Consider the following 21,241-nt stretch of genomic DNA (forward strand, 5'->3'; position numbering starts at 1 on the left):
AAGGGGGCCTTGATGATTGAACCCGATCGCCGGCCTTTGCCTCTACATTCCGAACAGCCGCGGCAGGAACAGGCTGAGTTCGGGGATGTATGTGATCAGCAGCAGGCCGGCGATCTGTACGAAAAAGATCGGCAGCAGCGGCCGGACCACGCGGGTGATGGGCTGGCCGGTAATGCCGCAGGACACGAACAGAACCGTGCCAACCGGCGGGGTCACGACGCCCATGCACAGGTTGTAGATCATCACCACGCCGAAATGCACCGGATCGACGCCCATGGCCGTGACCACGGGATAGAGGATCGGGGTGAAGATCAGCAGGGCCGCCGACATGTCCATGAAGACGCCACCGATCAGCAGGCTGATATTGATCAGGAGAAGGATGACATACTTGCTGTCGCTGATGCTCGTCAGGAACGTGCCGATGCTGTCGGGAATGCTGGCAAACGTCATGCTCCAGCTCATCAGCCCGGATGCCGCGATCAGCAGCAGGATCACACCCGCGGTGATCGCGGTCTGGTAGGTCGCCCGGATCAGCTGCTTCCAGGTCAGGCTGCGATAGACGATGGCGAGCAGGAGACTGTAGAAGACGGCGATGCCGCCCCCCTCCACCGCCGTGAAAACACCGCCGACAATACCGCCGATCACGACCAGAACGAGGGTAAGGCTTGGCAGCGCCTTCCACACAGTCACCATGACCTCGGAGACCCTGTAGGGCGACTTGTCGGTCGGGTATTTGTTGCGGCGGGCGTAGATATAGGCCACGACCATGACAGACAGGCCCATGATGATGCCCGGAACGTAGCCGGCAAGGAAAAGCGCCACGATCGATGCGGACCCGCCGCTGATCAGCGAATAGATGATGAACGGTCCCGATGGCGGGATCAGCATGCCGGCAGGTGCCGACGCCGCATTGACGGCGGTCGTGAACGGCATATCGTATTTCTTCTCTTCCGCCACGGGCGCGATCATGCTGCCAATCGCCGTCGCTGCCGCGATGCCGGAGCCGGAAAGGCAGCCGAACAGCATGTTGGCAATGACGTTGGAATGCCAGAGGTTGCCCGGAATGCGCCGACCGATCAGCATGGCGAGGTCGATCAGGCGCCGGGCGATGCCGGCCTGCGTCATGATATTGCCCGCCAGCACGAAGCAGGGCAGCGCCAGAAAGCCGAAATTATCCAGGCTGTTGAACAGCTTCTCGCCGCTCGTCGTAAACACGGTTGCCGGGTCGAGCTGGAGACTGATCGTCAGCATGCCCGAGATCGCCAGACCGACGGCGATGGGCGTCCCGATCGCAAGAAGAACGAAGAACACGCCGAAAAGCACGACAACCGAAAACAGTTCGAGCCGTTCATCGACGAGGTATTCGTAGACGGACGTGCCGGAGAACCACCAGATCAGCGCGAAGACGAACAGAATGACGGCGGCAGACATTGCGATCGCGGAAATCGAGGCCTCGCCGGCGCGGCGCAACCGAAGCAGCTCGACGCATTGCGAGACGCCGGTCATGACGCCGGAAATCAGAAGAACGCTTTGAAGCGTGCCGATGGAGATATTGATGATCGGCGCCATCATCCGCGAATTCTCGAAGATCGCGTTGTAGCCCGACCAGGAAAGAATGAGGCCGAAAAGCAGGCATAGCCAGGCATTGACCGCCTTGAGAAAGCCCGCGCGCCGCTTTGGCAACATTTCCAGAACCAGCGGCAGGTTCAGGTGCTGGCCGCTCATGAAGCAGTAGCCAGCCCCCAGAAGCCCGAGCCAGATCAGGGAATAGCGCAACAGACCTTCCGTCAGGGTGCTTGGCGCATTGAAAACATATCGTGCGACAACCTGATAGGTGATCATCGCACTCATAGCCAGGGTCAAGGCCATCAGGACTGCGCCGAGCAGCTTCCCGAAAAGCGCATAGGCGCGACCAAGCGTATGGGTAAGGGTAGAGTTCGGAAGTTCGTTGGTTTGCTGCATAGGACCAGTTCCCGGAACATACCGCAAGGCGTGTTGCGGTCGATTTTCAGCCGCGACCCGAAGAGCAAATACGGGTCGCGAGGGCATTGGGGGAAGCCCTGCGTGCTTCAAGACCGGAAGCGCCAGAAAGGGAAGCCAAAACCCGGGCGGCAAGACAAGGTCTGCCACGTATCAGGCTCTGGCAAGACGACCGGACATCCAGTCGAAAGCAGGATCAGAGCTGACGGCCTTCGATCGCGAAAATCGCTTCGAGCAATGCGCGCTTCTTCGGATCCTCAGCAGCTTCCTGATACATCGGCTGGACAGCTTCCATGAACGGAACCTTGTCGATCTCGACAATGGTGACACCGAATTTTTCAGCACCCAGTTCTGCGCTGCGGGCGAACTGGCTGTCGATGAATTCAAGCGACTTGAGGCTGACCTTCATCAACTCTTCCTGAACGATCGCCATGTCTTCCGGGCTCAGGCTTTCGCGGAACTTGTCGCTAACGACGACGAAGTCGGTCAGTCGGGTATGCTCCGTGAGAGCGGCGTACTTGGCGGCCTGACCGTAGTTGAGGTCGTAAAGGCCGCTCAGGGAACCGCCGGCGCCGTCGATCACACCCTGCTGCAGCGCGGGGAAGACATCGCCGAATGCCATCGGCGTCGGAACCGCACCGAATGCCGTGTACATGTCGACATAGGTCTGGCTGGAGAGGGTGCGGATCTTCATGCCCTTCAGGTCCGCCATCGTGTTGACCGGCTTGGTCAGGGTGAGGCTACGGAAGCCGTTGGAGAAGAAGCCCAGCGGAACGAAATTGTGGCTTTCTGCCGACTCGAAAAGCATATCCTGAATTTCGGGATTGCTCATCACCTTGCCGTATTCGTCAAGCGTACGGAACACGTAAGGCAGGTTCACGACCGAAAATTCGGGAATGATGTTCTCCAGCGTGGCGCTGTTGACGAGCCCGAGATCGACGACGCCCTTCTGGATCTGCTGAAGATAGTCTTCCTGGCTGCCCAGAACGCCGTTCGCAAAGACCTTGATCTTGACCCGGCCATCCGTTCTTTCGTCAACGGCTTCGACGAATTCGCCGATCAGAGCGCCAGGTCCGACATCGGCCGTGGTGTTGGTCGCGAACTTGTAGGTCTTGGCCTCGGCTCCGGTAGCCATAAGCCCCGCAATGCAGGCCACTGCGATCATAAGTGATCGAAATTTCATTTCTCTCTCCCGATTTGTTGTTGGTATATTCGTCTTCGCTGTGGTCACCAGAAAAACTGGCGATATCCAAGGCCCCTCAGAACGGCCTCGAAATAGTAGTAATCTCCGTATGGAAGCATGGCGTTCGCCAGGTTGGGGCGGCCTTGCGCCTTTGCGCCGTGCACGTGCGACGCGCCGGCGGAGAGCAGGCCTTCCGCATCAGGGTCGCCCGTCAGGTCATGCCGTTCACGCAGAGCAAACAGCATTCTCAGGGCGGCGGTCCGGTAATGCTGGCCACGCTTCTGATCGCCGATCCGACAAAGGACGTCGGCCAGAATGAACAGCCCCGATGATGTGACGGCGCCGGCGGAACTGTCCTTGATCCGCTCTTCGCCGGCCGGAAGCAGATAATCCCAGTCAGGGACGTAATCGTCGCCCATCTTCTCGAGGGCATAGTCGGCCAGCTTGGCGCTCAGTTCGAGAAATTCGAGATTGCCGGTGGTTTCGGCCAGTTGCGCGAAACCGTGAATGCCCCAGGCCTGGCCACGGCTCCAGCACGAAGCGTCCGCAAAGCCCTGCGCCGTATTGCCGCCGATCGGCATGGCGGTGGAGGTGTCGAAATCGAAGGTGTGGAAGGTGCTGTAGTCGCTGCGCACGATGTGCTTCTTAAGCGTTTCCGCATGCCGGAGGGCCGCATCGCGATAGGAGATGATGCAGGTTTCCTGATAAGCCCAGAGCAGCAGCGAAAGGTTCTGGATGGAATCGATGATGACCTTTCCCTGAACCTTGGCCGCGTGTTCCATATTCTCCCGGCTTGCCGTCCACGCCACCAGGTAGTCGCCGGCCCAGTTGAAGCGGCCCTTCAGGGCATCAGCCGCCCGCAAGGCGAGCGTGCGCGCCTGCTGGTTGCCGGTGAGCTTGTAGTCGGCAACGGCGGAAAGCGAGAACAGAAAGCCGAGGTCATGGCTCAGCCACAACGGCGTGTTGAGAATGCGCTCGAGATGCAGATTGCGCATCCGCGCCATGTTCTTGTAGCGCTGATCGCCTGTCAGCATATGCGCGAGCCAGAGCTCGCCGATCCAGAATGAATCCGTCCAGAAATAGCCGATTTCGGGATAGAGCCAGCGGTGATCGTCCGCGCCGGCGCCAATCATCGGATTGCGCGACCCGATCCGGGGGGCATTCCGCTCAATACTGCCGAGAATATCGGCCTTGACCGCCTCGAGATCCTGCTGGGTTTCTGCCGCGATCGGCGGAATGATCCGTCCCTCATCGTGAACAGGAAACATATCGTTCATTGGGCAAACTTTCCTAGACAACGCACTACGGCGACCCACCACGTCGCGCGGCGATGCCATGGTCTCCTGTATCCGGGATGTTTTGGCATATCTCCGCCCGCCCGAAGGCAGCTCCACCCTTGAAATCAGTCGCCGTTTTGAATGCCAGAGGCAGACAGGACGACGACCGACCGTTGGCGGGCATATTGGTCCCGACTATTTTCTCAGTCAATCATAATTTTCCTATTTTTCTTTATTTTCCATTTTTTCCATATTACGCTTTGATTTTCCACGCGCTTGTGGTCGACGCGCTTTCGTGTATTTCTCGAAATCGAAGGGAAGAAAACCGATGAGTGAGACAATGGAACCGGCGCATCCGGGCAAGAATCCAAACGCGGAAGACAGGCAGGATGCCGCAGACGCCAAATCCGCCCGCTCCTCCGCAAAGCTGACGGATGTCGCCGCCGCCGCCGGCGTTTCGCTCGCAACAGCCTCCAAGGCCCTCAACAATCGCCGGGGTGTCAGCCGGCGAAACCGCGACGCCGTTTTGCGCGCCGCGCAGGCGGTCGGCTATCTGGAATATGAAAGCCAGTCGCCCCGGACGCTGCCCTCGACGGTCACGCTGTTCACCTATGGGAGGATGGTCGGCAATGATGCGTTTTATGGCGATATCATCGACGGGATCGTTTCCGAGGCCACCGTGCAAGGCGTAACGGTTGAAGTCTCCATCCTCGACGAAGCGCTTTCCAAGCGCGGAGAACGCACGTGGAAAACGCTTCCGAAAGCCGCCATTTTGATGGGCATTGACGAACCGCGGCTGCTGGAAGAGATGCAGCAGGGCGGAATACCGGGCGTTCTGGTCAACGGGATCGATCAATCGATGAATTTCCCGAGCGTTGCGCCCGATTATTATTTCGGCGGCTGGGCGGCGACCCGCCATCTGCTTGACCTCGGACACACCGATATTCTTCACGTCACGCATGTCTATCGGGTCTCGATCGCCCAGCGCGAAATCGGCTTCCGGGATGCACTTGAGAGCGCGGGCATCGCATTCGATCACGCCCGCCATATTCTCGACCTGGGTTCGACCGACATGATCAGCATGAATGCGGGTCCCGCAGTCGCCAAACATCTAGCCGGCATGGAGCGGCGCCCGACGGCGCTGTTCTGCGTATCGGACGTCGTCGCCATGAGCGCAATCCAGGCGATCAGGGACATGGGGCTTTCCATTCCCGACGACATATCGGTCGTCGGCTTCGACGGCCTGCCGATCGGGGCGCACGCCATGCCGTCCCTGACGACGGTCGGCATCGACCGGCGGGAACTGGGGATCGCAGCCGTCAAGCTTCTCGCCGAGAGAGCGTCCTTTCCCGACAGCCCGGCAAAAAGGATCAGCATCGGCGTCGAGCTGCTCAATCGGCAGTCGACCGCGCCAGCACGGAAGGGCTGACGTTCCGAGCCACAGCAGGGGCGACCGAAGTTGCGCTGGACCGGCGCATTTCGTCATCATCAGCCAAGCTCAGTCCGGCGCGCGGCGGAAGGGGCTGCCTATCCCGCAACCAGCACGGCGTTGAGGTCGACGAGATAACGGTCGGAAAGCGGCAGGCTGGCGGCGCCGAGCGAACGGCCGTTCGGCCCGATCGTGCCTTCGGCAATTTCGGGTTTCTCGATGCCGGGGGCATCGGTCCGCTTGAGGATCGCCGCCGTTCTCGCGACGATTTCGGCCCGGACATTGCCCGGCAGCCAGCCATCGATCAGCACGGTCCCGACATCGACGACGCAGCAGGAGGCTATGATGGCAACGGCCAGGCTCCTGCAGGTCTCGTCCAGCCAGGGCTCCAGCAGGCTGTCTTCGACCACCCAGTCATCCGGCGGCCCCCAAAGGCATTCACTGGATTGCCCGGCCAAGGCCATCGCCCGCTCCAGCAGGCAGAGCGAAGCCGTGTCCGCCAGTTGACGATACGAGCCATCGGCCTGCGCGATCGGCAGGGAACCGAGTGCTGCCGCATTGCCGGAACGACCGGTATAAAGCCGGTTGTCGAGCACCAGACCGCCGCCAATGAAATAGCCGATGAAGAAATGCAGGAAATCCTGCGGGCGCTGACCCTTGCCGAAGGCCAGTTCCGCGCCACAGGCCGCCGAGGCGTCATTTTGCAGGTAGACCGGCAGCCCGAGACTGGCCTCCAGCTCCGCGCGGATGTCGCGGGTACGCCACTCATCCATCCGGCCGGCCGGGGCGCCGGCGATACGCGCCCAGTCCCAGATGCGGAACGGTATGGCAATGCCGAGGCCGGCCAGACGCTCCTGCGGGACGGTTGCCCGCATTCCGGCAATCGCCGGCAGGACGAAAGCCATCATATCGTCGAGACGCGGATAGTCGTAGACGAGATGGGCGCTATCCAGAACATCGCCAATGAAATTGAGCAGAACGATATCGGCCGATCGGCGTCCGATCTTGAGGCCGAAGAAGAAGGCGCCATCTGGAGCCAGCCCCATCGGGACCGATGGTTGGCCGATCCGGCCGCGCACCGGCTCGCCGCGTTTCAAAAGGCCTTCCTGCTCCAGGGAACGCACGATTACGGCGCTTGTCTGGATCGAGAGCCCGGTCCTGCGCGCAATCTCGGCCTTGGCCAGCGGGCCGTTGCGGCGGATCGTGGACAACACCAGCCGCTCATTATGGGCGCGCACACCCGATTGGTTCGATCCTCTTGAAGTCGTCAGGTTTTTATTTCCCTGACCGTCTCCGGATAAATGCGTCGTCACGTTTCAAGCTCCATCCTCCGCCCTTGGTGCAATATATTCTGCGGATTGTAAATTGATCGCAATAAATAAATCGGAGTGATTTAATATCTTGACAAAGGGCATCTCCATCGTGCTTCCTATGGGCATCGCGGCGCTTGCCGCAGCACACGCAGGCTTGGGAGAGCCTGTCGGTCAACGGAGGAGACATTTCATGCTATTCAACACTTCGCGTGCGAAAGCCCTTTGCTGCGCGACCGCGCTGGGCGTCGCGGTTCTGGCCGGGAACGCGCAGGCAGCCGACACCTCGGCCTGCCTGATCACCAAGACGGATACCAATCCCTTCTTCGTCAAGATGAAGGAGGGCGCTGTCGCCAAGGCCAAGGAACTCGGAATCGACCTGAAGACCTTTGCGGGCAAGATCGACGGCGACCATGAAACCCAGGTTCAGGCTGTCGAAACCTGCATTGCCGACGGCGCCAAGGGCATACTGATCACGCCGTCCGACAGTTCGGCGATCGTCCCCTCGGTCGAGCAGGCCCGCAATGCCGGCATCCTCGTCATCGCGCTCGACACCTCGCTGGAACCGATCGACGCAGCCGACGCGACCTTCGCCACCGACAACTTCAAGGCCGGTGAACTGATCGGCGCCTGGGCCGCCGCAAGGCTCGGCGACGAAGCCGCCAATGCCCGGATCGCCATGCTCGACCTCGGCGTCAGCCAGCCTTCCGTCGATGTCATGCGCGACCAGGGCTTCCTGAAGGGCTTCGGCATCGATCTTGGCGATCCGGGCCGCTGGGGAGACGAGACCGATCCGCGCATCGTCGGCAACGATGTCACGGCCGGCAATGAAGAGGGCGGACAGCGCGCCATGGAAAACCTGCTCGCCAAGGACCCGATGATCAACGTCGTCTACACGATCAACGAGCCGGCCGCGGCCGGCGCCTATCAGGCGCTGAAATCCATCGGCCGGGAAAACGACGTCATGATCGTCTCTGTCGATGGCGGTTGCCCCGGCGTTCAGAACGTCGCCGACGGCGTCATCGGCGCCACGTCGCAGCAATATCCGCTGCTGATGGCCTCGAAAGGCATTGAGGCAATCGCCGCGTTTGCCGCCGACGGAACCAAGCCGATGCTGACCGAGGGCAAGAATTTCTACGATACCGGCGTCACCCTGGTGACCGATCATCCGGTTGACGGCGTGGAGTCGATCTCCGCTGAAGAGGGCATGAAGCTCTGCTGGGGCTGATGCAAATAGTCCTGAACCTTTCGGAGAGGCCGTAAACCGGCCTCCCCTTTTCACGAGAACCAGGCTGACGGGACGGACCGTCCGGGCCGGCGCCTGGAGAAGTATCAGAGTGAGGACCATGCAAGAACCCTCGGCACACCAGGATGACTACGAATCCTCGCTGGCGCAAAGCCCCGCGAAGGTCGCTGAATTCGCGCAGGAACCGGAATGGCTGATCGACAAGATCCAGCATGCCCTGCACAAGACGCCGGCACTGGTGCCGCTGATTGTGCTCTTGCTGTCGATCGCGGTCTTCGGCGCATTGCTGGGCTCGAAATTCTTCTCGCCTTTTGCTCTGACGCTGATCCTGCAGCAGGTCCAGATCATCGGCATTGTCGCGGCGGCGCAAAGTCTCGTCATCCTGACGGCGGGCATCGATCTCTCCGTCGGCGCGATCATGGTTCTGAGTTCCGTCATCATGGGACAGTTCACGTTCCGCTACGGTCTTCCGCCCAGCGTGGCGATTGTCTGCGGGCTTGCCTGCGGCGCGGCGGTCGGGTTCATCAACGGGTTTCTGGTCGCGCGCGTCAAACTGCCGCCCTTCATCGTCACGCTCGGCATGTGGCAAATCGCGCTGGCGACGAATTTTCTCTACTCGGCCAACGAGACCATAAGGGCACAGGAGATCGAGGCCAACGCCCCGCTTCTGCAATTCTTCGGCAACAAGATCGCACTGGGCGGAGCCGTCTTCACCTATGGCGTGATCTTCATGATCGTGCTGGTGATGGTGCTTGCCTATGTCCTGCGTCAGACGGCCTGGGGCCGCCATGTCTACGCCGTCGGCGACGATCCCGAAGCCGCGGAACTCGCCGGCGTCAACGTCAGGCGCACGTTGATCTCGGTCTATGTCCTTTCCGGCCTCATTTGCGCCTTCGCCGGCTGGGCCCTGATCGGGCGGATCGGCTCGGTTTCGCCAACCTCGGGCCAGTTGAGCAATATCGAATCCATCACCGCCGTGGTGATCGGCGGCATTTCACTCTTCGGCGGGCGCGGCTCGGTGCTCGGCACGCTGTTCGGCGCGCTGATCGTCGGCGTCTTCACGCTCGGCCTCAGGCTGATGGGCGCGGATGCCCAATGGACCTATCTGTTGATCGGCCTGCTGATCATCGCCGCCGTTGCCCTCGATCAGTGGATCAGAAAGGTATCACTATGACCGAACCGCTTCTGAAGGCCCGCAATCTCGTCAAGCGCTACGGCAAGGTGACGGCGCTCGATCACTGCGATTTCGATCTCATGCCGGGAGAAATCCTGGCGGTGATCGGCGACAACGGCGCCGGCAAGTCGACGCTGATCAAGGCGATTTCCGGCGCCGTGCTTCCGGACTCCGGCGAGATCCACATGGATGGGCGACGCCTCAACTTCGCCTCGCCCAACGATGCCCGCGGGGCCGGCATCGAAACGGTCTACCAGACGCTTGCGATGTCGCCGGCCTTGTCGATCGCCGACAATATGTTCATGGGGCGCGAATTGCGCAAACCCGGCTTCATGGGCAAGGTGTTCCGCCAGCTCGACCGACCGGAAATGGAACGGATCGCCCGCGAAAAGCTGAACGATCTCGGCCTGATGACCATTCAGAACATCAATCAGGCGGTGGAAACGCTCTCGGGCGGGCAGCGGCAGGGGGTTGCGGTGGCGCGGGCGGCGGCCTTCGGTTCCAAGGTCATCATCCTCGACGAACCGACGGCCGCGCTCGGCGTCAAGGAATCCCGCCGTGTGCTGGAGCTGATCCTCGACGTCAAATCGCGCGGCATTCCGATCATCCTGATCTCGCACAACATGCCGCATGTCTTCGAGGTGGCCGATCGCATCCATGTCCATCGCCTCGGCCGGCGGCTCTGCGTCATCAACCCGAAGGACCACACCATGTCCGATGCCGTCGCCTTCATGACCGGCGCCAGGGAGCCGCCGGAACTGGCAGAAGCCTCCTGACCTGATGGGTTCTCCGGCACCGTTCCCGGCCATGCGTCTAGCCAGAGGTCATTTCCGGTGATCCCTTGCGGGCCGGAAATGCTCTCCATTATCGAAGCGAAGCTCTTTCGGCGAAAGTCCCGACCTGCCCGGCACAGTTTCCGCCCCCAGCCGACGTCCGGTCGGCGGCATGATGCCGCTCGCCGCAATGATCATATTCTGTGGCCTGAGCCCGCAAGTTCAAGGCGTTCGAGGACGAGAATGCCCGGCTGAAGAGGTTGCTCGCGGAGGCCATGCTGGACAAGGAGATCCTGAAGGGTGTGGCTTCCAAGAAATGGTGACGCCCGCTGTGAAGCGGGATGCGGTGGCTCCATTGAAAGAGCCGCTCCTCGATCCGCCAAACAGGATTGCGTCGCTCGCAGGCCTCGCGTTTACGTGCCACAGAAGGTTCGGTAGGCTGCCTCGGGCACTGGCGGGAGCCCAGCATAATCGGTGAATTCCGCCCGATCCTCGAAGGGCGTGGCCAGCGCTTCGTTCAGGCGTTCGAAGGGCGCCAGGTCGCCGGCCATCGCGGCGGCAAGCGCCTCCTCGACGAGGTGGTTGCGCGGAATGATCGCCGGGTTCACCGCATCCATCGCAACGCGCCGTTCACCCGGCTCTCCCGGTTCGGCCGCGAGGCGCTGACGCCAGCGCGCCGCCCAGTCGTCGTAGGCGGTTGGATCAGCGAAGAGGCCGCGCAGCGCGCCGTCGGCCTGCTCGCTTTCCGCCGCTTTGCCGAGATTGCGGAAGGTCAGGGTGAAGTCCGCATTCTGCTGTGCCATGCGCCCAAGAAGGTCCTCGATCAACGCGGCATCTTCCGGCTGCAGTGTCTGCAAACCGATCTTCGCGCGAAAGCCGTCGACATAAGCGGTGTTGAACGCGTCGGCCAAGCCGGAGAGGACGTCCTGTGCGGCTTCAACGGCCTTGTTTTCGTCTGGATCGAGATGTGGAAGCAGACATTCTGCCAGACGCGCGAGGTTCCAGTGCGCGATGCGGGGCTGGTTGGCGTAGGCGTAACGCCCGTTCCGGTCGATCGAGGAGAAGACGGTTGCGGGATCGTAAGCATCGAGGAGGGCGCAAGGGCCGTAGTCGATCGTTTCCCCGGCGATCGACATATTGTCGGTGTTCATGACGCCGTGCACGAAGCCGATCTGCATCCAGCGTGCGACGAGTTCCGCCTGACGGGCGCAGACGCCCTGCAGAAGAGCGCGGTAGGGATTGGAAGCGCCCGCAGCCTCGGGATAATGCCTGTCGATCACATGGTCGGCGAGTTTTCGAACCGCGGCGTCGTCGCCCCGTGCCGCGAAGAACTGGAACGTGCCGACGCGTATATGGCTGGAGGCGACCCTCGTAAGGACCGCGCCCGGCAGGGCCCTTTCCCGGTAGACTGACTCTCCCGTCGCGACCGCGGCCAGCGCCCGCGTGGTTGGGATGCCGAGCGCGGCCATCGCCTCGCTGACGAGATGCTCGCGCAGAACCGGGCCGAGTGCTGCCCGTCCGTCGCCGCTGCGCGAGAAGATTGTGGGACCGGCCCCCTTCAGTTGAATGTCGCGACGCCGACCCTGTCGGTCGACGACCTCGCCAAGAAGGATGGCGCGCCCATCGCCGAGTTGAGGTACGAAGTTTCCGAATTGATGTCCGGCATAGGCGGCCGCGATCGGCTCGGCGCCTGTTGGGAGCCGGTTGCCGGCGAAGATTTCAGCTCCTTCAGCAGTGTCCAACGCATCCGCGTCGAGCCCGAGTTCCTCTGCGAGCCGTCGGTTCAGCTTCAGGAGATGCGGCGCGGCGACGGGAGACGGCATGGTTGGCCGGTGGAAAGCGGCGCCGAGACGCGCGTAGCTGTTATCGAAGTCGAAATGTATCGTCATCTTTCCGTTCTGCTTCCGTCGTACCGCTCGGCCGCCAGCCCTCGACCATTCTGCTCTTAGGTGGCGCTGTCGATATCGGATTTCCAGGGCAATGCCTGACCGGAAACGTCTCTGTCCGACATGTTACATAGGCATGGAAGTAGCAGTTCCATCCGATCAGGACAGAATAGACACTGCAGCGCCCTGCGCGGATCGGCAGCTTTCTGGGAAATCGAGAACGCGCTTGAACGACCGAAACGGGCGACCTTCCGGACCGGCAGAAGCGGGGGAGCTTTCCGGACTGGCGGATTTGAACTCAGATAATGAGCTGAGCGGCCATTCATGCTCCATGGGCTTGGAACCGCTTTCTACCCGGATCGGTCGTTCGAGCCGTTCAGTTCAAACGACCGCAGTGAAAGATGCCGCCTATTTCACCGCCGAATTTCCGCCGTCCGCGAATAGCGCGGAACCTGTCACGAAGCTCGATGCAGGCCCCGCCAAAAACAACGCGGCCTGCGCGATTTCTTCCGGCTGGGCTATCCGCTTCATCGCATGGAGACCGGCGGCCCAATCCTTCTGCGATTGATCGCCCGCCATCCCCGTGTCTGTGCCGCCCGGAAGAAGGGCATTGGCCCGTATGTTTTTTACGGCATAATCCGCCGCGATGCCTTTGACCAAGCCCATCAGTCCTGCTTTTGCGGCGGCGTAGGCACTCATCCCTGGCAAACCGACGCTCGTGCCGACGAAGCTGGAGGTAAAAACAATGGAGCCGCCTCCGCGTTCTAGCATTGCCGGTATCTGATAACGGCTCGCAAAAAAAGCGCCGTTCAGGTTTGTGGCGATCGTTTGGATCCATTCTTCGGATTCCAGTTCAGCGACCGGCTTTAAGGCACCCACGGTCCCGGCATTATTGAAGGCGATATCAAGACCTCCAAAAACCTGCACGGCTTCCGCGACCAGTTGTTCATGTGTTTCAGCCGAACTCACATCGCCGGCAACCAAATGTGCGCGTCCGCCTGTTTCTTGGATACGATTTGCGACGTCTTCCAAAGCCGCTTTCCGACGCGCGTTCAAAACCACGCAAGCGCCCTCGGCGGCAAAAAGCAACGCGGCCGAACGGCCGATACCGGATGATGCACCGGAGATAACTGCAACTTTATCCTGTAATATTCCCATACGTGTTCTCCTTAGATTGGAGAGTGACGGATATGAGATACCCAGCTGCTTCGACACCCGATTCCTGCGGTCAGCTTAAGAAGGCCGCCATTCACCTGCATCACCGCAAAAGCCAGCCATCCGCCGCAACCTCGACGTTTGCCGTGTCTCAGGGGTTCGGCAGGGAACCCGCCGAATGGGTGTATGCCCTTGTTCCCGTTGTTCCTGATGCTGGTCACCGGTCTCTATCTGTTCGCGCTGCCTTATTTCAGCGGGCGACGCAGCAAGTCAGGCGCGTGAGGCCAATCGCAGCCGAATGTCAGGGAATTTTGCATTACTGACGGGCAGTGCCATCAGGACGTGGTCTGAGCAGAGAACGCGACGATGGTCAGAAAACCCGGCAATTCTTCTTCGCGCGCGATCTTCATGCCGGCACGAACAAGAAAGCACCCGCCAAAGTGTTCCTGTCACGGCGACCGAGATGGTCCCCGGCGGCTATTCCACCGCTTTTTCCAGGGCGGCGATGTCGATCCTGCCCATCGTCATCATCGCCTCGAAGGCGCGTTTGGCCTTGTCCCTGTCGGGTCCCGTCGTCAGGTCGAGGAGAAGTTTCGGCGTGATCTGCCAGGAATGCCCCCAGCGGTCCTTGCACCAGCCGCAGGCGCTTTCCTGTCCGCCATTGCCGACGATAGCGTTCCAGAAGCGGTCGGTCTCTTCCTGATCTTCTGTGACCACCATGAAGGAGACGGCCTCGTTCGGCGTGAAGTTGGGGCCGCCATTCAGGCCGACGAACTTGCGCCCGAGTACGGTGAACTCGACGGTCAGTTCGTCGCCTTTCCTGCCGCCGGGATAATCGGAGGCCGCGGTGTTCACGCGATCGACATGGCTGTCGGGAAAAGTGGCGGCATAGAACGCGGCCGCTTTCCTGGCTTCGCCGTGATCGTACCAAAGGCAATTGATGATATCGGTCATGACGTTTCTCCTTGTGTCTGTTGCGGCGGGTGCGCCGCCTCCGGCAGAAGACGCGACGCGGGCTATTCGAAGAAGCCTTTCGGTGTCGTCCCCTGAAGGAAGGGCTCGATGAATGCGTGCAAAAGCGCGGGCTGGTTGATGACCGCGGTGTGGGATGTCGCCGGCATCACCGCGAGCCGGGAGACCGGCAGCGGCTGCCCCATGTCGCCCATCACCCCGCCGCCCAGCAGGCGAAACATCGCGACCGAATGTTCCAGCGTCGCGACATCGGCGTCGCCGGTGATGATCAGCACCGGGGTTTCCAATGCTTCCACCGCCTCGCCCCAGGCCATCGGTTCATGCTCGAGCGCGATCAGCTTTTCGACGAGCGCGGGAAACCCGTCCGGATCGGCCGCCAGTTCGCGGTATTCGGCGGCAAACGGCATCTCCAGGAACATCTCGACACTCATCTGCGGGACGAAGTCCCTGAAGGCGGGCTGCCAGCCCTCGTAATCATACGCCACGGATGCTGCGACAAGCTGATCGACCCGCTCAGGAAAGTCGATGGCGAACCGCAGCCCGGCGGCTGCGCCCATGGAATAGCCGAATATGTCGCCCTTCTCGATCCCGACTGCGTCCATGAAGGCGGCGACATCGCCCGCAAGATTCGGATAGGTGATCGGCCGGTCGATGTCGGTCGTGCGGCCGTGTCCCTGGAATTCCAGCGCATAGACGCGGTGTGTTTCGGCGAGCATCGGGATGATCTCGCCCATCGAGGGGATGTTCATATAGGCGCCGTGCAGGACGATCAGCGGATCGCCCTTTCCGGAGACCTCGTAATACATCGTCATACCGTTGACCTCGACGCGATCGCCTCTCGGCTCGTCTTCGGCCAATGCCGGGGCGGTGGCCGCAAGCATTGCGGTCAGAATGACCATCCGGAACATGATTGTCTCTCCCTGCTTGAGGTGAATTCTCTTCAGGCGGAGCCCTTGTCGCCCTCGAAATTGAGCATCCACGGCGTGCCGTATCTGTCGGTGAACATGGCGAAGCGTTCGGCCCAGAAGGTTTCGCCGGGCGCCATCTCGACGCTCTGCGCATCCTCTGCCAGCGCCTCGTGGATGCGGTCGAATTCCTCGCGCGAACTCGGCGCGATCGATACGCGGAAGCCGGCGGGCTTGCTGTACATTTCGGCCGGGACGTCCGAGGCCATGACCATGGCACGGCCCAAACTCATGGCCATGTTCATCACCATATCGTCGCCGCCGGGCATCCGACTTTCCGGGTCGGGCGCGTCACCGTTGCGGAAAACGCCGCCGATCTCGCCGCCGAGCACCTCGGCGTAACGGGTCATCGCCTCGAAGCAATTGCCCTTGAAGAAAAGATAGATTGTCGGTTCCATGTCAGTCTCTCCCTTGTGGTTGAAATGTCGTCCTCATCGGCGGCCATTGGTTACGGCTCCGCCGCAGCTTCGAAGAAATCCCTCTGCGCAACGAAGGCGCGCCTGAAGGCCGGTCGCGCTTCGGCGCGGGCTACGAAGGCCGCAAGGTTCGGAAACTCTTCGAGCAGCCCCGATCCGCCCAGCCTGCGCAGAACATCGGCCGTCATCAGGTCGCCGGCGCTGAAACGGCCATCGAGCCAGTCGGCATCGCCCATCGATTGGGGACCTGTCTCAGTCATACGCGTCGTGCCTCCGCCACCACTGGTACGGCCTGGTCTGCGGCGTGCCCTCGGGCGCGTCCTCCCAGTCTTCCTGCCGGCCGAGGGGCGTCAGGTCGAGCAGAGTCCAGACCGTGCCGAGCGTCTCGACCCCGCGACCGGTCGTGAAGTAGGTCCGGTAGATATCCGCGTCGTCGCGATAGAAAACGTTGAGGCCGAAGCCTGAGCTCACGTCGAAGTCGGCGTTGAAATTATCCCGTGTCTCGTACCAGGGCATCGACCAGCCCATGCGCTTTCGGAACGCCTCGATCTCGCTAATCGGCGCTTTCGACACGAAGACGAGCGTGGTGTTGCGGGCGTGCAGATGGGAGAGATGCGGGATCTGGTCAGCCACCATGCAGCAGCCTGCGCACGGGCTCGGATCCGCGGGCTTCAGCATATGATGATAGACGATGAGTTGCGGACGGCCGTCGAACAGATCGGCCAGCGTGCCGGTTCCTTCGGGGCCGGTGAAGGCATAGTCGCCATCGACCTTCGTCCACGGCATGCGCCGCCGCCTTGCGGCCAGCCGGTCCTGAGCACGGGTCAGGTCCTTTTCCGCATCGCGCAGGTCGGCGAGTTCGTCGCGCCAGGCATCCGGTGATAGCGTTCGGCGAACGACACCGGACACCGCCTTCGTTTCATGGTCTGAAATTCCGGTCATGTTATGAACCTCCTCAAGAACCTGTCGCGCCGCTCTTCGATGGCCTCTCGAACAGGAGCAGCAGATAGCGTTTCAGATGATCGACGCTGTCGCGCGCGATTGCGCGGTCGCCCGTCGCCTTGGCCAGTATGAATGCGCCCTGCAGCACGGCCTGGGTGTGGGCGGCCAGGCTGGCGGGCGTCCAGTCTGCCGCAATCCCTCGCGCTTTCATCGCCGCCTCGATGTCGGGCTCAAGCGTGGCCGCATGCCCGAAAATGCTTGCCGCGCAGGCATCGCGGATCGCCGGATTTGACCCATAGACCTCCTGCGTCATGGTGCCGACGAGACAGGTGAACTCGGCGAGGTCGCCCTCGATGATCGCCTTGCGGAACTCGATGTAGCCGATCAGCCGCTCGAACGGATCATCATGGTCGTGATAGGGGGCGCTTGCGAAGAATGCGCCGGTGGTGGCCGACCAGTGTTCTGCCGCCGCGATACCGAGCGCGTCCTTGCTCTTGAAGTGATGGAAGAAGGCCCCCTTGGTCACCCCCGCGGCCGAACAGAGTTCGTCGACGGTGGTGGCCGTATAGCCCTTGGCGCGGATCAGCGACAGCGCCGCATCGAGCAGCTTCGATCTCGCATCCGGTTTTGAGGTCATTTTGGGCATGTGTCGCCTCCTGTTCCGGAAAACATACCAACTAGTCGGTTTGATGTCAAATGCGACGATGATCACGCAGGGCGCGCGAGTGCGATCGCGAGCTGGAGGCGGCGATTACCGCACCGACGGACGATTCGTATCCCGATCCATGACGTTCAGAAGCGCTGGATCGGACCTTACGCCGCGCACGCGATAGGGATGCTAGAGGATTTGGAGACGCTGGCTGAAACCGACGTATCATCGCCGGAACGCCGCAAAAAAAGTGACGCCTGAGAGACTGCGGCCAGGCTTGCCGATCCCAGACAGTTCGCCTGGCCGCTCTCACGGGCCAGCACCTCGGCGTAGGCAACCAAATCGCGGTGAAGTGGTGCGGGCAACTCCACTGCTCTGCGCCCCGAAAACTGGAGGGAAGTCGGGGCTCAGGTCACAGAAACTGTACGATATGACGTGCTTATTCGTTCAAGCCGGATAGCGCGCCAGGCGCCAATACACACCTCTCAAGCCATTCAGCAGAGAATGGAGGCCGCCCGGCGCTGTTCTTGTCGCGGAATGATAGGTTCGCAAACGGATTATTGTCCGACGATACACCCTGATAGCGTTGATAGGATCGCCAGATGTTGCGAAGGCAGCCGATATCCTTATTGCCGGACGAAACGCTTCTTTGGGCGGGGCCGTCAGCCGGTGCAATCTTCTCCCGCCAGTATCGGTAGAGTTTCAGAGCATCCTGGCGATCGATCTCATCGAAATACTTATCTCCGGCAACCGCAATGAAGTTTGAAACAGCCCGGCGCCGCACCTTCGTCCAGTTGCGCCTCTGTGTAGCGCTCTTGCCTGCAACTTCCGGTGCAGCAATTTCTGTCAGATATAGCTCGAAGGCTTCGGACAATCGAACGCGCGGCCGAGGCTCAAGCCCCAAAACCGCCGCGGCATCCATGCTCTTTGGCGGTGACGTCGACAATGCATCCAGTCGCGCCATGACCTGATCACCGGTCTCGCTCGCCATCACATCGGCTGCCGGACGATAGGTGAAATCCAGAGCACGCGCTCGCGCCACGGCTGCGGCGCGGTAGCGTGCGTCCGCCTTACTGCGATCATCCCCCCTGGATATGCGCCTCACAATGGGTTGTCAGCCTTTTCGCAGGCATCACGTTCAATTCGGGCCATCGCAAGATCACGAGTCCGGAGCGAAATTCGAATGGCCGGCGCTCGCGATTCAAGGTCTATCGCAAGCTTCGGCACCCGCCGAACGTACATGTAAATACCTTGTCGCGTTGTCAGAAAACGGTCCGGATTCTTTCCTTTGGACGTAGTTCGCGTAGCGCTCGTTCCCTAATTTGCTGCACACTTTGTTGCATGCAAATGGCGTTAAGGGCGATAGCGATGGAGGGAGATCTATAATTTTCGATTAAAAATCAAAATCTTACTGAAGAATAACAGTGAGAAACCTGGTGCCCCTTGCCGGAATCGAACCAGCACTCCTTTCGGAACCTGATTTTGAGTCAGGCGCGTCTACCAGTTCCGCCAAAGGGGCCCGCCGGTCGAGACCGGGTTGGGGCGAAATATACGGGGTACGACCGTTGCGTCAACCGGGATTTTGATCCCGATCATGCGAAAAGCGGGTTTCACGCCGTAGTGAAGAATGGACAAGCGGCGCGGGATTTACCATCCTCCGGCAATACTCTAAATCCTTGTCTCCAATTATTTCCGGATCATCCCATGTTGCGCCGCCTTTACAACTGGACACTCTCCCTTGCCGCGACGCGCCACGCAGAACGCGCGCTGTTTGCCATTTCCTTTGCCGAAAGCTCCTTCTTTCCAATCCCGCCGGACGTTCTGATGATCCCGATGGTCATCGCCAAGCCGCTCAGCTGGGTCCGGATCGCCTTCATCTGCACGCTCGCCTCGATTCTCGGCGCGATCGGCGGCTATCTCATCGGCATGTTCCTGTTCGAAGCCGTCGGCCAGCCGATCCTCGCCTTTTACGGCAAGGAACATTCCTTCGAGCAGATCGCCGAATGGTACAACACCTGGGGCGGTTGGGGGGTTCTCTTTGCCGCCATCACCCCCTTCCCCTACAAGGTGCTGACGATCTTCTCCGGCGCGACGGGGCTCAATTTCGGCATCTTCCTCCTCGTGAGCGTCATCGGCCGCGCGTTCCGCTTCTTCCTGATCGCCTTTCTGCTCAACCGCTACGGCGTGCCGATCCGCGATTTCATCGAGAAATATCTCGGCATCCTCTTCACCGTCTTCGTCGTGCTTCTGTTCGGCGGATTCTACCTCGTCAAATATGTCTTCTAGGTGCATATCATGCTCCCCCGCTTCGTCACAGACAATCGCCTCGTCATCAGCCTCGTCCTGGTGACGCTCGGCATGGCCGTCTCGGTGCTTTCGGCCCTCGGCTTCGAGCATATCGGCGGCTACATCCCCTGCCATCTCTGCCTTCTGGAGCGCAAACCCTATTATATCGGCGTGCCCGTCGGCATTGTCGGGCTGGTCGCCATCCGCTTCGGCGTCCTGCCGCGCCTCGTCGGCAGGCTTGCACTCATCGTCATTGCCGGGCTGATGGTCTGGGGCATGGTGATGGGCATCTATCATTCCGGCGTCGAATGGCACTGGTGGGCAGGACCTTCGGATTGCTCGGGCTCGCTTTCCGGCATGACCACCGATGCAAGCTCGCTGCTGGCCGATCTCAACCGCGTGACCGGCCCGAAATGCGACGAGGCGGCGCTGCGCGTGCTCGGCCTGTCCTTTGCCGGCTGGAACGTTGTCGTCAGCGTCATCATCGCGGCCATCGCGCTCTGGGGCGTCCGCAGGACGGCGCGGTAGCGTCTGGCAGAAGTCCGGGCGTATTTTTCGCGCCCGGTCCCCTTGATCCTCACCCCGCTATAGCTTCTACATTCATCTCCATCGCAACCATGGAGGCAGCAAAGCATGTCGGGGCATCATCACGCGCACGGTCACGGCGGCCACGAGGGGCATGGCGGGCACGGGCATTCTCATGCGCCGAAAAGCTTCGGCCGCGCCTTTGCCATCGGCATTTCCCTCAACATCATCTATGTGGCGCTGGAGGCGGTTTTCGGCGTCATCACCGGGTCGCTGGCGCTTCTGGCCGATGCCGGGCACAATCTCTCCGACGTTCTGGGGCTCGTGCTGGCCTGGGGGGCAATCTGGCTGGCGGCGAAACCGCCCGGCGGCATCCGCACCTATGGCTTCAAGCGCGCGCCGATCCTGGCCTCCCTTGCCAACGCCATCATCCTGATCGTTGCCGTGGGCGCCATCAGCTGGGAGGCGATCGGCCGGTTCTTCACGCCCGAACCGATCGAGACCGGCACGGTGATCTGGGTCGCGGCCGCCGGCGTTCTGGTCAACGGCTTCACCGCCTATCTGTTTGCCTCCGGCAGCAAGTCAGACATCAATATTCGTGGCGCCTACCTGCACATGGCCGCAGATGCCGCCGTGACCGTCGGCGTCATCGTCGCGGCCATCGTCATCGGCTTTACCGGCTGGGACTGGATCGACCCGGCCGTCAGCCTCGTCATCGGCTTCGTCATTCTCGTGGGGACCTGGGGCCTCTTGCGCGATTCCACCCGGCTCGCCATGGACGCGGTGCCCGCCGGCATCGACATTGACGACGTGCGCCAGTTTCTCGAAGGGGCCGAAGGCGTCGATGAGGTCCACGACCTCCATATCTGGGCGCTCAGCACCACCGAAACGGCGCTGACGGCGCATATCGTCTGCGCCGAGGGCTATCACCGCCCGCTGCTCGCCACGCTCCCCGAAGAATTGCGGGAGCATTTCGAGATCGGCCATACCACACTGCAGATCGAAACCGCAGACACGGCCGAAAAATGCAGGCTGCGTCCGCCGGACGTGGTCTAGAGCGCTTCCAGGGCATT

At 61.2% G+C, this 21,241-nt stretch carries 20 protein-coding genes, 1 tRNA gene and 3 pseudogenes; 8 read left to right on the top strand and 16 right to left on the bottom strand.

Features of this window, described 5'->3' with window-relative positions; all coding sequences use genetic code 11:
• Positions 1-42: 42 nt before the first annotated feature.
• The 3 genes from AZF01_RS17290 to AZF01_RS17300 all read right to left on the bottom strand — a co-directional run bounded on the left by AZF01_RS17290 (position 43) and on the right by AZF01_RS17300 (position 4,500).
• Positions 43-1,962, bottom strand: a complete 1,920-nt coding sequence (locus tag AZF01_RS17290) for a TRAP transporter large permease subunit (RefSeq protein ID WP_197489613.1) — start codon at positions 1,960-1,962, stop codon at positions 43-45.
• A gap of 214 nt (positions 1,963-2,176) precedes the next feature.
• Entirely contained in the window at positions 2,177-3,163 is a 987-nt protein-coding gene (gene dctP / locus AZF01_RS17295; protein WP_081725686.1) for a TRAP transporter substrate-binding protein DctP, read from the bottom strand.
• 44 nt (positions 3,164-3,207) lie between these two features.
• The gene (locus AZF01_RS17300; RefSeq protein ID WP_197489614.1) at positions 3,208-4,500 is read right to left on the bottom strand and encodes a glycoside hydrolase family 88 protein; all 1,293 of its coding nucleotides are present in this window, start codon (positions 4,498-4,500) and stop codon (positions 3,208-3,210) included.
• A gap of 268 nt (positions 4,501-4,768) precedes the next feature.
• On the opposite strand from AZF01_RS17300, the gene AZF01_RS17305 reads away from it, so the two are divergent.
• Complete coding sequence (locus tag AZF01_RS17305; protein WP_081725687.1) at positions 4,769-5,869, top strand: LacI family DNA-binding transcriptional regulator; 1,101 nt, start codon at positions 4,769-4,771, stop codon at positions 5,867-5,869.
• Positions 5,870-5,967: 98 nt separating this feature from the next.
• Here the strand turns inward: AZF01_RS17305 and AZF01_RS17310 are convergent, their stop codons facing one another.
• The gene (locus AZF01_RS17310; RefSeq protein ID WP_024706848.1) at positions 5,968-7,107 is read right to left on the bottom strand and encodes an ROK family transcriptional regulator; all 1,140 of its coding nucleotides are present in this window, start codon (positions 7,105-7,107) and stop codon (positions 5,968-5,970) included.
• 265 nt (positions 7,108-7,372) lie between these two features.
• Between AZF01_RS17310 and AZF01_RS17315 the strand changes: the two genes are divergently transcribed.
• The 4 genes and pseudogenes from AZF01_RS17315 to AZF01_RS24500 form a co-directional block, all read left to right on the top strand.
• Positions 7,373-8,407, top strand: coding sequence for a sugar ABC transporter substrate-binding protein (locus AZF01_RS17315; protein WP_024706849.1), 1,035 nt, complete (start codon positions 7,373-7,375; stop codon positions 8,405-8,407).
• Between the two features lie 118 nt (positions 8,408-8,525).
• A complete protein-coding gene (locus AZF01_RS17320; RefSeq protein ID WP_024706850.1) occupies positions 8,526-9,599 on the top strand; it encodes an ABC transporter permease in 1,074 nt (357 codons plus the stop codon).
• A complete protein-coding gene (locus tag AZF01_RS17325; RefSeq protein WP_024706851.1) occupies positions 9,596-10,375 on the top strand; it encodes an ATP-binding cassette domain-containing protein in 780 nt (259 codons plus the stop codon). Before AZF01_RS17320 ends, AZF01_RS17325 begins: the two co-directional genes overlap by 4 nt.
• Positions 10,376-10,584: 209 nt before the next feature.
• A pseudogene (locus AZF01_RS24500) lies at positions 10,585-10,733 on the top strand (IS3 family transposase); the annotation flags it as partial.
• A 52-nt stretch (positions 10,734-10,785) separates the two neighbouring features.
• Here the strand turns inward: AZF01_RS24500 and AZF01_RS17330 are convergent.
• From AZF01_RS17330 to AZF01_RS17375, 12 genes and pseudogenes are all read right to left on the bottom strand, one after another.
• Positions 10,786-12,261: a YdiU family protein gene (locus tag AZF01_RS17330; RefSeq protein ID WP_024706852.1), complete on the bottom strand. Its 1,476-nt coding sequence runs from the start codon at positions 12,259-12,261 to the stop codon at positions 10,786-10,788.
• 405 nt (positions 12,262-12,666) lie between these two features.
• On the bottom strand, positions 12,667-13,416 hold the full coding sequence (locus AZF01_RS17335) for an SDR family oxidoreductase (RefSeq protein WP_024706853.1): 750 nt from the start codon (positions 13,414-13,416) through the stop codon (positions 12,667-12,669).
• A gap of 474 nt (positions 13,417-13,890) precedes the next feature.
• Complete coding sequence (locus tag AZF01_RS17340) at positions 13,891-14,367, bottom strand: VOC family protein (RefSeq protein WP_024706854.1); 477 nt, start codon at positions 14,365-14,367, stop codon at positions 13,891-13,893.
• A gap of 62 nt (positions 14,368-14,429) precedes the next feature.
• On the bottom strand, positions 14,430-15,293 hold the full coding sequence (locus tag AZF01_RS17345) for an alpha/beta fold hydrolase (RefSeq protein ID WP_024706855.1): 864 nt from the start codon (positions 15,291-15,293) through the stop codon (positions 14,430-14,432).
• A gap of 32 nt (positions 15,294-15,325) precedes the next feature.
• Positions 15,326-15,748 (bottom strand): VOC family protein, encoded by a 423-nt coding sequence (locus AZF01_RS17350; protein WP_024706856.1) that lies wholly within the window; start codon positions 15,746-15,748, stop codon positions 15,326-15,328.
• 50 nt (positions 15,749-15,798) lie between these two features.
• Positions 15,799-16,077: pseudogene (locus AZF01_RS17355) on the bottom strand (hypothetical protein); the annotation flags it as partial.
• Positions 16,019-16,708, bottom strand: a complete 690-nt coding sequence (locus AZF01_RS17360) for a DUF899 domain-containing protein (protein ID WP_024706858.1) — start codon at positions 16,706-16,708, stop codon at positions 16,019-16,021. The pseudogene AZF01_RS17355 and the gene AZF01_RS17360, both read right to left, overlap by 59 nt.
• Positions 16,709-16,721: 13 nt before the next feature.
• Positions 16,722-17,354 (bottom strand): TetR/AcrR family transcriptional regulator, encoded by a 633-nt coding sequence (locus tag AZF01_RS17365; RefSeq protein WP_024706859.1) that lies wholly within the window; start codon positions 17,352-17,354, stop codon positions 16,722-16,724.
• Between the two features lie 302 nt (positions 17,355-17,656).
• Positions 17,657-17,728: pseudogene (locus AZF01_RS24085) on the bottom strand (DUF2274 domain-containing protein); the annotation flags it as partial.
• A gap of 68 nt (positions 17,729-17,796) precedes the next feature.
• Positions 17,797-18,348 carry a hypothetical protein gene (locus AZF01_RS17370; RefSeq protein WP_051423994.1) on the bottom strand — a complete coding sequence of 184 codons (552 nt, stop codon included), beginning with the start codon at positions 18,346-18,348 and terminating at the stop codon, positions 17,797-17,799.
• Between the two features lie 110 nt (positions 18,349-18,458).
• Positions 18,459-18,623 (bottom strand): hypothetical protein, encoded by a 165-nt coding sequence (locus AZF01_RS24740; protein WP_371260705.1) that lies wholly within the window; start codon positions 18,621-18,623, stop codon positions 18,459-18,461.
• A gap of 168 nt (positions 18,624-18,791) precedes the next feature.
• Positions 18,792-18,876 (bottom strand) — tRNA-Leu (locus AZF01_RS17375).
• A gap of 185 nt (positions 18,877-19,061) precedes the next feature.
• On the opposite strand from AZF01_RS17375, the gene AZF01_RS17380 reads away from it, so the two are divergent.
• The 3 genes from AZF01_RS17380 to AZF01_RS17390 all read left to right on the top strand — a co-directional run bounded on the left by AZF01_RS17380 (position 19,062) and on the right by AZF01_RS17390 (position 21,224).
• Positions 19,062-19,643 carry a YqaA family protein gene (locus tag AZF01_RS17380; RefSeq protein ID WP_024706860.1) on the top strand — a complete coding sequence of 194 codons (582 nt, stop codon included), beginning with the start codon at positions 19,062-19,064 and terminating at the stop codon, positions 19,641-19,643.
• 9 nt (positions 19,644-19,652) lie between these two features.
• A complete protein-coding gene (locus AZF01_RS17385; RefSeq protein WP_024706861.1) occupies positions 19,653-20,171 on the top strand; it encodes a disulfide bond formation protein B in 519 nt (172 codons plus the stop codon).
• A 105-nt stretch (positions 20,172-20,276) separates the two neighbouring features.
• Entirely contained in the window at positions 20,277-21,224 is a 948-nt protein-coding gene (locus AZF01_RS17390) for a cation diffusion facilitator family transporter (protein WP_024706862.1), read from the top strand.
• The last annotated feature ends 17 nt before the right edge of the window (positions 21,225-21,241 follow it).

The sequence above is a fragment of the Martelella sp. AD-3 genome (genome assembly GCF_001578105.1).
Classification (GTDB): domain Bacteria; phylum Pseudomonadota; class Alphaproteobacteria; order Rhizobiales; family Rhizobiaceae; genus Martelella.